Annotated in this window: 10 protein-coding genes and 1 pseudogene; 8 read left to right on the top strand and 3 right to left on the bottom strand. The window is 54.1% G+C overall.

From position 1 onward, the window contains the following. Positions 1-13 precede the first annotated feature (13 nt). From OKW28_RS28210 to OKW28_RS28200, 3 genes are all read right to left on the bottom strand, one after another. Complete coding sequence (locus OKW28_RS28210; protein ID WP_429450554.1) at positions 14-136, bottom strand: transporter substrate-binding domain-containing protein; 123 nt, start codon at positions 134-136, stop codon at positions 14-16. Continuing rightward, positions 133-714: a transporter substrate-binding domain-containing protein gene (locus OKW28_RS28205; RefSeq protein ID WP_429450552.1), complete on the bottom strand. Its 582-nt coding sequence runs from the start codon at positions 712-714 to the stop codon at positions 133-135. Before OKW28_RS28205 ends, OKW28_RS28210 begins: the two co-directional genes overlap by 4 nt. 75 nt (positions 715-789) lie before the next feature. Then, positions 790-1,863, bottom strand: a complete 1,074-nt coding sequence (locus OKW28_RS28200; protein WP_429450550.1) for an NAD/NADP octopine/nopaline dehydrogenase family protein — start codon at positions 1,861-1,863, stop codon at positions 790-792. A 1,125-nt stretch (positions 1,864-2,988) separates the two neighbouring features. Between OKW28_RS28200 and OKW28_RS28195 the strand changes: the two genes are divergently transcribed. From OKW28_RS28195 to OKW28_RS28160, 8 genes and pseudogenes are all read left to right on the top strand, one after another. Next, positions 2,989-4,368, top strand: a complete 1,380-nt coding sequence (locus OKW28_RS28195) for an MmgE/PrpD family protein (RefSeq protein WP_429450548.1) — start codon at positions 2,989-2,991, stop codon at positions 4,366-4,368. 263 nt (positions 4,369-4,631) lie between these two features. Beyond that, positions 4,632-4,749 (top strand): annotated as a pseudogene (locus OKW28_RS28190) (transposase domain-containing protein); the annotation flags it as partial. Positions 4,750-5,493: 744 nt separating this feature from the next. Continuing rightward, a complete protein-coding gene (locus tag OKW28_RS28185) occupies positions 5,494-6,270 on the top strand; it encodes an ABC transporter ATP-binding protein (RefSeq protein ID WP_187614248.1) in 777 nt (258 codons plus the stop codon). Between the two features lie 74 nt (positions 6,271-6,344). Continuing rightward, positions 6,345-7,196, top strand: a complete 852-nt coding sequence (locus OKW28_RS28180) for a transporter substrate-binding domain-containing protein (protein WP_429450546.1) — start codon at positions 6,345-6,347, stop codon at positions 7,194-7,196. 49 nt (positions 7,197-7,245) lie between these two features. Beyond that, the gene (locus OKW28_RS28175; protein WP_429450544.1) at positions 7,246-7,962 is read left to right on the top strand and encodes an ABC transporter permease; all 717 of its coding nucleotides are present in this window, start codon (positions 7,246-7,248) and stop codon (positions 7,960-7,962) included. Beyond that, the gene (locus OKW28_RS28170) at positions 7,962-8,687 is read left to right on the top strand and encodes an ABC transporter permease (protein ID WP_429450542.1); all 726 of its coding nucleotides are present in this window, start codon (positions 7,962-7,964) and stop codon (positions 8,685-8,687) included. The genes OKW28_RS28175 and OKW28_RS28170 overlap by 1 nt, the downstream gene beginning before the upstream one ends. Positions 8,688-8,998: 311 nt before the next feature. After that, the gene (locus OKW28_RS28165) at positions 8,999-10,369 is read left to right on the top strand and encodes an MmgE/PrpD family protein (protein ID WP_429450540.1); all 1,371 of its coding nucleotides are present in this window, start codon (positions 8,999-9,001) and stop codon (positions 10,367-10,369) included. 462 nt (positions 10,370-10,831) lie between these two features. Continuing rightward, positions 10,832-11,764: a LysR substrate-binding domain-containing protein gene (locus tag OKW28_RS28160; RefSeq protein ID WP_429450538.1), complete on the top strand. Its 933-nt coding sequence runs from the start codon at positions 10,832-10,834 to the stop codon at positions 11,762-11,764. Positions 11,765-12,001 lie beyond the last annotated feature (237 nt).

The following is a 12,001-nucleotide window of genomic DNA, read 5'->3' as shown; positions in this document are numbered from 1 at the left end:
CAGTTGACGTCGATTAACCGCCGTAAATGTCGAACGTGAAGTACTTCTTTGCAATTCGGTCATACGTCCCGTCCTTGCGGAGACTGTCGATCGCACCGTTGATTGCTTCGAGCAGGGCTCTGTCACCCTTTCTCACACCGATGCTGACGCCGGGACCGAAGATGGCGGCGTCTTGGATGGCCGGACCTTGCGCGAAACCGAAATCACGACCCTGCGCAGCATCAGGAATCCCGACTCAGCCGTCGGCCCAGAAGCCAGTGCCGCATCGAGCCGCCCACCCGCGAGGTCATTCCAAACCTGGTCTTGCGAAGGGTAGGGCACAATGTCAACTCCATTCGTCCAATGCTTCCGTGCATAGGCTTCCTGTGTGCTTCCCTGCAAGACTCCGATATGCTCTTCGTTGGGCGATTCGGGCATTGCCACCAGAGCCGAGCCGCCCCTTACAACCAGCGCTTCGAAGTTGGCGTATATCTTGTGGCTGAAATCGATTGCCTTCGCGCAAATTGCATTACCCAGATCGATGTCAAATCCAACGAGCTCGCCACTCGGGGTTTTCGACTCAAATGGCGGGTAAGCGCTGTCGACTCCGAACTTAAGTTCCTTTCCATCGTACGCGAATGCCGCAAATGGAATGCACGTTGCGCACAAGGCGACCAGTAGCGTTTTAATCTTCATTTTGGTTTCTCGTAAACTCCAAGTCTGGATTTGCGGCATAGTACTTCTCCTTTTATTGCGTCGGTGGCGTCGGACTCGAACGCCCATCGAGCGCCGCGCCGGATGTAATGGCATCTAGGTTGGAACGGCATAGCCGTCGACCACAAGCCTCTTGAAGGTGTCCATTTGAAGCGGTCCAATCTCGGGAAGAATGTCGTTGTCCGCCACAAAGTCCCGACCGTAACAAGCGCCGAGAATTACCACGCCGCTCTCGTGCAAGGGTGCTCTCACCCCAGCCAGCTCGGCGAGTCGAAGCGTCGGTACCAACCCGAACGGCACGTCTTCGAGCACGTAGCGTGTGGCGATGTCTGTCGGCCCGAGCGGATTACTCCCTTGCCGGACCAGTTGTTCCGATATTGCCGAAAGTGAGTCACCAACCACGCCAAAAGACAGCCTGCAATGATCAAAGGTCGTTCTCACTGACTTTCCGAATGCTGTTGCAATGGTAAGTCTCTCTTGGTCTAGAGCCTCAAGGAGTCTCCCGACTGTTGGTGTCAGATTGGAGTTTTGCCTCCAGCTTTCGCCCTTCTCAATACGGGTCAAGTTGGCTAGCGCAATACCCATATGATCTTGCGGATTAATGTTGCTGAGCGTCAACGTCAGCATGTCGTCCTTCAGTGCGAACCGGTCTCCGAAGAGTGAAACGCAAGTGGTATGAATCCGGTGGATGTGGCGGGTTGGAAATGCGGCCATGTCGACCTTGGCGCGGATCGTGCCTACCGTGATAGCTCTCGCAGACTGAGTCTTGCACGTTAGCACCGTGGTGCTCCAAGCTGCTATGGGGATGACGAGCCCCCGCGCCGCAAGGCGCTGGGAAATGTAGAGAGCGGCAAATGAAAGATGAGCGCTGATGATTACGCTATGGTGTGCGCGGATATGAGGGATGATGCTGTCGAGGACGAATCGGTATCCGTAGGCCGGCAATGCCAAAATAATGACATCGGCGTCGCCAACATCTTCCGCTTTCCCGCAAACTTCTAAGTAGAACTCTCCCTCGACCGCTCCCTTCACGTGAAGGGGGAGTCCAGCAACGAAGTCTGCAGTCCGGGCTCCCGATGGAGACCAGACTTTCGGTTTATGTCCATTCTGTATGAGATACGCCGCATAACCCAAAGCGATTGCACCGGCTCCCACGATTGTCACTTGCATGTGCCTTCTACCTTGGAATAGTCCACTGGCCGTGCACGACCTAGGCGGTTATGTACTAAATTTCTCAGCCCAAGCCCGAACCCATCGTCTTTAGGAGAGGGCAAACGAAACGTCACGTTTGAGTGTGGTGGGTTTTGGTGCTCAATGCGAGATGCTCTTACGTGCGAAAACACTATCGGTTGCAAGACAAGCGTTTGTCCTTGTAAAGTCTTTTATTGGCTGCATCAAACTGCGGCAGAAAAGGCACGTTCCGTCTTATCCAGTGAGAAGCAAAGCTAATGGGGCTCAGCATAGAGAGGCAAAAATCTCGTGTCAAAGTCCGGTTTGATCGTGGATGTATTCTGGGAGGTTATGGGTGCGGAGTTGCCTTTAGGAAAGCGAGCAACTCAGGCAGTTCACGTCGCACCTTTGCTCCAAGCCGTTTGTCTTCATCTTCACCAACGTCTGCAGCTTCGTGATCTCCCGCGCTGGACGGTGAGCGCAGTGCATCATTCGGTACGCGGCGCGTGGATAGGGGCTTCGGTTTCGGACAAAAGCGGATCCTGCCCGTAGTGCGATGTTCCGCGTATGGTCCAGCTCTCTTCCTTTCGCGCCCAGACCCGGGTCATTGTGCAACGACATATCCCCGTCTGTTTCTGGCGTTTATGCAGAGATGATGTACTCGCCAATAGAGCGTGCATTTCGTTAAATGCTCGGGATAAAACAATGCAGCGCTATAACCTTCTGCAATGTTGACGTTTGAAAATCAGACTTTGATTTTTCGACGAGACGCGCCTAACATGTCTCGTCACTCGAGTGAGCGTCGGGAGGGTTGACAGTAGCATCAGCGCACAATTGTTATTAAGGACGGTCGGGCGTCGCAGATCGGCGTAGATGTTGCCAGAGGTGGTCGGGTTCGGGTTACTTGCGAAAAGCGGCATTCCGATTTTTCACGGCAAGTACTCGCATGCTCATTGACAAAGCTTCGAGTCCCCTTGGAGACGGACGTTACGACCCGTCCGTCGTATCCGTGGCGACAATCAGGGGCTTCCATCGGATCCCTGGGCGGTCGCACGCGGTGCAATCATTTTGAACATAGATTTGTGCGTTACGCACGTTTGGTCGGTCACATAATTCTGGAACGTCATGAACAATCCTCCGCCTGATGACGAGTTTTCTCTGCAGCAAAGCACGATTCATCGTATTGCATCTTATGTCGTCGAGGCTCGCGGTAGGCGGGTGTCCGGGGTTGCCAGGGAATCTGCGCTAAAACGCATCCTCGACCTCTTATGCGCGGTGGGGGCAGGGGCTAGCGAGCCAGGTGCTGTCGCGATTCGCGCGACAGCATGTAAATATCTGGGATCGGGCGATATACCGATGTGGTTCACGGGAACGGGCAGTTCGGTCGTCGGTGCTGCGTGGGCGAATAGCGCGGCTGCGTCGATGCTAGATCTCGACGACGGGCATCGACGCGCGCGCGGGCACCCGGGCGCGGCGGTCATTCCGGTGGCCTTTGCGGTTGCGGCTGAAATGGGAGCCGGGCTGGAAGATTTGATCGCGTCAATCGTCATCGGTTATGAAGTCGGCGTATCGATCGCAGCGGCCCGTACAACATACGGTACGACAGGTACGTGGTCATCCTACGCAGTTGTCGCAACAGCCGCGGCCTTGAGGTGTGGCTCGTGTCGTGTTGTCGAGCATGCGTTGGCTATCGCAGGCGAAAGCGCGCCCAATTCGTTGTTCATGAGCGCGCCACCGCTCTCCTTCCCAACACCGGAGAGCAGCGACATTAAGGAGGGCATACCATGGTCCGTAGTGACCGGGATGCTCGCGCTCGATCTCGCAGAAGGCGGGTTCACCGGTCCCCGGAACATACTTGACAGCGGTCTGCTCTATAGGTTTGCCGACGTATCGCCCCTCGGGGAGTCTCTGCATATCTGCAATGCCTACTACAAGCTCTATTGCTGCTGTCGGCACGTTCACCCCCCCTTGGAAGCCACCCTGAAGCTGATCGAGCAATATCAACTCGACGCGAAGGCGATTGAGGCGATCGACATCGAGACGTACGGCGGGGCGCTGCGCATCGCGAATCAGACCTGCCCAGCTACCCTTGTTGACGTTCAGTACAGCATCCCTTATTGCGTGGCCCTCGCCGCCCTCGCGGGACGAGAGTCGCTTTTGCCCCTCACGATAGACTGCTTAACTTACGAGGGAGTGAGCGCACTCGCCAACAAGGTCTCGCTAACGGTCGACGCCGAAATTGATAAACAATTCCCTGCCAGAACACTCGCGCGAGTCACAATCGTGTGCGGGGGACGTCGGTATGTATCGGAGGTTACCGAGCCACGCGGCGAAGCCGGTGACTCCCTCTCTTGGGAAGAACTCAAGGCAAAGTACGTTGCGGCGACGCGGTTTCACGCCACTGGTGCGCAGCAGGAGCAACTGCTCGCCGCGGTTGAAGAACTGCGCTCAAAAGCTGACCTGGAGCCGTTAAAGGCCTGTATGAGTACTTCGTTCGAAAAATAGTATTGCGCGTGCCGAATGCCTAAGAAGCTCTAATAATATGATTTTTGGGGGGGATAACTTCAAGGATTGAGGTTAGCCTCATCATCGTTTCGGTGATGAAATGCGTGCGAATCGGCGAGGACATCCGGGAGAAGCTCGACTACGGACCGGGTGTATTTACATTAGAGGGACATATCGGGGGCAAGTGGTATGCCGTCTCGGCTACAGCCGTGCTGGCTTCGTGCGCTTTACCGCCGGCGAAGACGCGCGTATCGGCCGGTGGCCTACTACGCTTCGCGCAACTCAATAGGCAAGACCCGCACGCAATCTCCAGGACATCCTCACGCGCCTGCCCACGAGGGCCAGCCCATCGCCGCATTATTGCCGCATCGCTGGCAGCCCGAGGCAAGCCAGCGCCTACCTCGCCCGTCAAGAGATCATTGGTCGCTCATGACATTGGTAGTCAAATTGCGGGCGCCCTGCCGATCGGCCGCAGGCAAACGAAAACCTTGGAACAATTTCGACCCTCGGCGATCGTTAAATTGGATCGAAGAGTAAAAGGGGCTCGATCACGAAAGGTTCTGTGGTGGTTGGCGCCTGGAGACGGCCATTTTCGGAGGCGTGCGGCGGTCTCCTTGACACCAGAATGCTCGCATTGCGTATGCGGTGCAAATTGTGCCAAATCCACAACGGGCGACCGAAGTCTTGGGGCGCAACCTCAAGATGCGCTCCTGCGACCCGCAAACGTGCCCGATGTAACGCAAGGCAGGTATAACCCGGAGGAATACCATCGTGTCTCAACTCGACTTTGACACCCAATTTGGGCATACGTATTCTGAGCTTATCCGCAATCGCTGGGCGCTGAGACGGGCGTAAATCGAGCGAACGACCGGCGGCCGCCTTTTTTCGTCCGTCGAGTGTGCTTGGCGCTTCCATCGCGTTCATTGCAGGTCCGACAGCGCAAGGCAGTACAACGTTTAATTAATTCTATAACGATAATCCTTCTCAGGTTGACGTAAATGTCAAACCTGAGATGTTCAGTCATGAGGAGATGAGATGAAGGTGGTCAATGCACTTCGATCGGCGTACCAATCTGCGAGTTACGCTTTGTCAATGACCCCAGAGGCGTGCGGGACCACGATCGGCATGGTGGGCCATAAAACACCGGCTCTCGTAGCCGATGGCATATACAAAAGTTACGGCGTCCACGAAGTGCTCAAAGGGGTCTCGCTTCAGGCTGAGCGGGGCGACGTGATCTCGTTGATTGGCAGTTCTGGCTCGGGAAAAAGTACGTTTTTGCGATGCATGAATCTCCTCGAGGTCCCTACCAGAGGCCGCATCGCGGTGGGGCAGCGCGAGATCAGCGTGGAAACCGACGCAACCGGTCGCGTCGTCGGGATGGATCGCAAGAAAGTTGACCAGATGCGCACGCAACTCGGTATGGTCTTCCAGGGCTTCAATTTGTGGTCCCATATGACCGTGCTGCAAAATGTGATGGAAGGGCCAGTCCATGTGCTGAAGCTACCAAAGAACGAAGCGCGCGATAGGGCAATGGATTTCCTTGGGAAAGTTGGCGTTGCGGACAAGCATGCGTGTTACCCATCCGAGTTGTCTGGTGGGCAGCAGCAACGAGTAAGCATCGCGCGTGCGCTCGCGATGCAACCGGCTGCGCTCCTTTTCGACGAGCCGACCTCCGCACTCGATCCCGAATTAGTGGGAGAAGTGCTCAAAGTCATCAGGAAGTTGGCGGAAGAGGGGCGCACTATGATAGTCGTGACTCATGAGATGGGTTTTGCTCGTGATGTCTCCAACAAGATGATCTTTCTTGAAAGGGGACGCATTGAGGAAGAAGGGACGCCAGAAGAGGTTTTCAAAAATCCAGCATCGCCGAGATGTCGTGAATTTCTCTCGCGTGTACTTTGACTGACTTAAAACGCGATATTGAAATTCCGAGAATCGGAAAACGAAGAAGATAGGACATAGTCCAGGAGATGCTCATGAAGTTCCTGAAAATCGGCGCGCTTATTGGAATGCTGTCTGCTGCATTGATGCTCTGCGACCCTGTTATGGCCAAGGAGTACAAGAGAATCACGATTGGTACCGAAGCTTCGTATGCTCCGTATGCCTTCAAGGACAAGAGCGGCAAGATGGTTGGCTTTGAGATCGATGTAGCTAGCGACTTGTGCCGACGGATGGGATCGCAGTGCGAAATCGTCGATCAGGCCTATGACAGCCTAATTCCCTCTCTCTTGTCCGGTCGGTTCGATTCAATTATGGCTGCAATAGGGATCACACCCGCCCGAGAAAAGGTTATCTCATTTTCCAGGCCGTACGTAACCACTCCGATGGTTTTCGTCACCACATCGGCGAGCGATCTAACCGCCCTCAAAATATCGCCATCAAATCTGAATTTGGACAAATTTGATGCTGATGAGGAGTCAGCGATAAAAAAAATCACCTCCGCTCTAAAGGGAAAAACCGTTGGGGTACAGGTGGGCAGCAACTTCGAGACATTCATGAAGAAGTTCATGCCGACCGTGAGAGTTTCGACATATGACACCACGGATAACATGATGCTCGACTTGACGGCGGGGAGAATTGATGCGGGAATGGTTTCGTTCAATTTCCTCAAGCCGTTGATGGACAAGCCCGACGGCAAGAACCTGCGGACATTTGGCCCTAGTATGACGAACGGGCCGTTCGGCAGCCGAGTGGCCGCTGGATTTCGCAAAAATGACGATCAACTACGTGCGATGTTCGACAAGGCGATCGGGGAAGCAATTTCGGATGGCAGCCTGCGCAGACTTGCCATCAAGTGGTTCGGCTTCGACAATTCGCCGAAGGAATAGGTAAGTGAATACGGTCGTTTATGCATAGCCGAACTCAATTTGATGGGGAATGAAAGTGAATATTTCAGTGCTCGCATGGGGAAGCACAGCGTGGGTTGATGAATTTGCGCGTGGCACCCTTATGACCGTCGCCGTCGCGGTGTGTTCATTTCCCGTCGGCATTTTGCTCGGCTCGGTTTTTGCCGCGGCAAAACTCTCTAGCTTCAGTTTGCTGCGTTTTCTAGCTGACGTCTATACGACGGTCGTACGCGGAATTCCCGAGCTGCTGATAATTTTTCTGGTGTTCTTTGGTGGGGATACGTTGCTTCGCTATGTCGCGAACGCTGTTTTCGGCTTCGAAGGTTATATAGAACTGCCCGTGTTCGCAGTCGGTGTGCTCTGCATCGGCATCAGTGCCGGCGCCTATGCGACAGAGGTCATACGGGCCGCGGTCATAGCCATTCCAACAGGACAAATTGAAGCGGCAGTGGCAATGGGATTGGAGCGGGCAGTGCTACTTCGTCGGATTCTTATCCCACAGGCCGCGAGATTCGCCTTGCCCGGTCTGGGGAATGTCTGGCAACTGGCGTTAAAGGATACCTCGCTCATTTCCGTTGTTGGGTTGGTTGAAATCATGCGCACAGCTGCCATCGGAGCTGGATCTTTCAAAGAACCGTTTACGTTTTATCTGGTCGCCTTCGTGATTTTCCTTTTGCTTTCTTCGATTTCTAACCAGGGATTTCTGAGAGCAGAGAAGTGGGCTAACCGCGGCGTAAGGAGTCGGTGATGGATTTTCAGCTGATATATGAGTCGTTTCCCAAGCTTATTGCGGCGGTTCCTGCGACCGTCGCATTGGCTTCCGTGTCGCTTTTTGTTGGTTTCCTGCTTGCGGTCCCAGTTGCATTGGCTCGGCTTTCACACAGTAGAATTTTGGCTTCTCTCGGTTATGGTTACGTATACGTAGTGCGGTCCACGCCGCTTCTGGTGCAAATGTTCCTGATTTATTACGGATCGGGGCAGTTTAGAATTGTCTTGGAACACCTCGGCCTGTGGGCGCTATTTCGCGATGCGTGGTTTTGTGCGATTTTAGCTCTGTCGCTGAACACTGCGGCATACACCAGCGAAATCATTCGTGGTGGTGTTCAGTCAGTACCATGGGGACAAATTGAAGCGGCGCGGTCAATTGGCATGTCGAGCGTCCTTTTATTCCGCAGAATTGTCTTCCCGATTGCAATGCGGCAAGCACTCCCAGCTTATGGAAGTGAACTTATGATTATGATCAAGTCAACGTCACTTGCGTCGACAATCACCATAGTCGAAGTGACAGGAGTGGCTAAGCAAATCATCTCTGAAAGCTACCGCCCCCTAGAGGTATTTCTGATAGCTGGCTGCATATATCTCAGCATGAACTTTCTTATCAGCAGAGTTATATTCATGATCGAAAGGCGGATTAGTCCGAAGAGACGCGATCGCGGCACGTTCGGATCTTCTGCTGCAGCGGCCATGCATTAAGCACTTCGCTACGGTGTCCGTCGTCCATGAACGCATCAAAAGTTCGACGACATAGAAGTGGCCTGACGGCACGAACCGACATTGTCCCGTTACGGGCGGCTCCGTCCGGGTACACGAGGGTAGTTGGCCCTTGTGTACGGCTTTTTTCTCACGGCCGACGGCTTGATGTTTGAAGAGTGCCCGGCTGCGTCGATTATGGCAGGCCGACAGCAAAACGGGATCGTGGGTGGACATCGCGGTGTTGCGCATTAAAGTGTCACTTGCAGCCAACTATCAAGTTCGAAATGTTCAATTGATGTTATCGAGGCACCATGACGACTAATGTAATCGAGGACGAGCGTTATCCCCAAGGCGGGATCGTCCAAAAATTTTCCGCTTATATCGTGGAGGCGCGGGAAAATCGAGCTCCAGAAGAGTCGCTGGAATTTGCGCTCAAATGTATCCTAGATCTGCTCAGTGCTGTTGGCGCTGGAGTTGGGCAGGCGGCGGCCCTTGCGATCCGAAAGACGGCTCACGAAACGCGACCTCCTGGCGACATTCCTATTTGGTTCACGGGAGAGACCAGTTCCGTCATTGGAGCTGCTTGGGCAAACAGTGCCGCCGGTTCTGCGCTAGACCTCGACGATGACACGCCGGCATCTCGGGGCCATCCTGGAGCCGCCGTCATTCCAACAGCCATTGCCGTTGCCAAAGAGACGAAAGCCACCTTGGGAGAGCTATTAAATGCGATTGTCATCGGTTATGAAGTGGGTACAGCGATTAGCGCTGCGCGCGCCTACGGAAGTAGTGGTACGTGGGCGCCTTACGCGGTCGTCGCAACGGCTGCGGCGCTTCGCCGGTCCTCCCGCGAGGTGATTGAACACGCTTTGGCGATTGCTGGGGAAAGTGCACCCAATCAGTCGTTGGCGAGCGCTCCCGCTCCCCGAAAACCGCATCCCGAGCCAAACCATGTCAAGGAAGGCATCACGTGGGCTGTCGTGACCGGCTTGGAGTCGCTTGCATCAGCGCAGAACGGATTTCACGGCGCCCGCAATATCTTGGACGCAACGCGTTACTACAATTTTCCGAACGATCTAGACCTCGGTTCTTACCAGTACATTCGCACGACGGGATTTAAGCCATATTGCTGTTGCAGGCATCTACACGGTGCGCTTGATGCATTAATCGAGCTGATCAATGAACATCGGTTAGTGGGTCGAAATATCGACAGGATTGTGGTCGAAACATACGGGCCGGCCTTACGCATTTCGAACTGGAAAGAACCTCGAGATATAATGGATGTTCAGTATAGTCATCCATATTGTCTCGCGTTGGTCGCGCACTACGGTCACGAGGCTCTGTTGCCACTGACTGGCGATGTCCTAAACAATCCCTCTGTCACTGCGCTTTCACACAAGGTGGAGCTTTCGCTAAGTCCGGAGCTGGACAAGATCTATGCGGAAAGCGGCATGCTGCCGGCCCGTGTCACGGTCACATGCGGGGATCAGCGCTTTGTTTCACCTGTAACCTTCCCGAAGGATAACGGTCTTCCGTGGGATAAACTCGAGGATAAGTTTCGACAGGCCACGCGTTTCGTTGCCACTCCCGAGCAGCAGAACATTGTGGTCGGGGCCATCTTGGACGCCAGACGAGGCGACATGCGTGGTTTGACGGAAAGCTTGTCGGAGATCCAGTTCGTTTAAGAACGGTATTTGTGTAGCCCGCGTAGTTCGGAAACTCATCGGTCATCGATGTAAGAAATGACAAAAATGTCTCTGCTTGTTCAGGATCGTCCGCAAGCTGTGGCTACCGTTGCATCAGCGAGCGAGTTGCATTGTCTACCCGGCATCCAAGGAGCTGAAAATGGGTTGCATATGGAAGTGACTGCTAGCAGGGACGCTCAGCGGTGCCGGGTAAACGCTGCGACCGTCAGAACAAGCGTTCTTCATAGCTTCAAAAGGACAGATCGGCGACGCGGGCTACATCGGCGTAGACAAGCGCGAGCAAACCAAGAGGCTCGTTTACGAGCCAAATTCACCGAAATGAGCGCCGATTCGATTCGTTATCCGGAAATTTCGACGCCTGTTCTTCTGCATGCCGAACGGGCCGCACATTAATCAGCATTTTCCTAGTCTAGGAATGACATTAGAAAAAGCAGCCGGCATATGAAAAGACAACTTCAACTACGGCAGATAGAGGCATTTAAAGCTCTCATCGAGCAAGGCACGGTGAGTCGAGCGGCCGAGGTTCTTCACGTGACCCAACCTGCCGTGAGCAAACTGCTAGTCCACCTTGAGGAGGAGACAGGTCTTCTACTGTTCGAACGAGTTAAAGGCCGACTAACTGCGACGGCACAAGGCATGCGCTTGTACGGTGAAGTCGATCGAGTATTTGCTGGTCTAAGACAAATTGAAGAGGCGATCGCAATCATTCGGCGGAAGGACGTGAGTCACTTTGCTATCGGAGTGCTTCCGGAATTATCCGGATCATTCATCAGGCGGGCGACGATGATGTTCCTCTCTCGGTGTCCAGACGTTCGTCCGACGATCCATATGCGAGCGTCCAACATTGTGTCGGATCGCGTCGCCACGCGTCAGATGGACGTTGGATTCACAACGAGCTTGATGAGCAGCCCAAATTCGGTGGTGACGCCTATCATGGAGAGCCCGTTAGTTTGCATCATGCCAAAAGGACACCCGCTGAGCCAACTTGAATTTATCACCCCCGAGCATATTGAGGGAATCCCTTTTATCGGATATGCGGCAGATAACCGGACGACCAGTGCTTTCAATGACGCTATCCGTTCCTACGGCGTCGACCTCAACGTCGTGTTAGAAAGCGAAACTACGCCCACCCTGTGTGAATTCGTCTCGGCGGGACTGGGGATCTCCTTGGTGCATCCCCTATCTGTCATCGACATGAGCTGTCGCTTAGATATCAGGCGGTTCAAGCCCGATATTCCCGAGTATTTTCATTTCTGTCATGCGAGATTGGCGAAAAACATCGAGCGTGTTCAGGAGTATGAACGATGCGCTAAACAGGTTGCGGAAGAGGCGTGGACGGAGATATTCGGTGAGTCGGCGACAAAGCAAACCTAGCAGAACGCTGAGATTGATCATCGTACTGATGAGTTCACCAAATAGTGCGGGATGCCTTATGCGGGCATGAAGACGAAGCGTTTGCGAGAAGACGGATTGAGGGCGCTCAGACCTGGCAAACATGACCGCCGGCCGGGCAGTGGCTGATTGAATCATGACCTTGCCCCTGTTTGGCGAATCCCATAGCTGAGAGATTTGCGCGGCTCGCCCCTCTTGGGCGGCGAACCAGTTTTTCTC

Origin of the sequence: Paraburkholderia sp. 40 (assembly GCF_050434105.1) — a bacterium.
In the GTDB taxonomy this organism is placed as follows: domain Bacteria; phylum Pseudomonadota; class Gammaproteobacteria; order Burkholderiales; family Burkholderiaceae; genus Paraburkholderia; species Paraburkholderia tuberum.
This window is presented reverse-complemented; position numbering and strand designations above follow the sequence as displayed.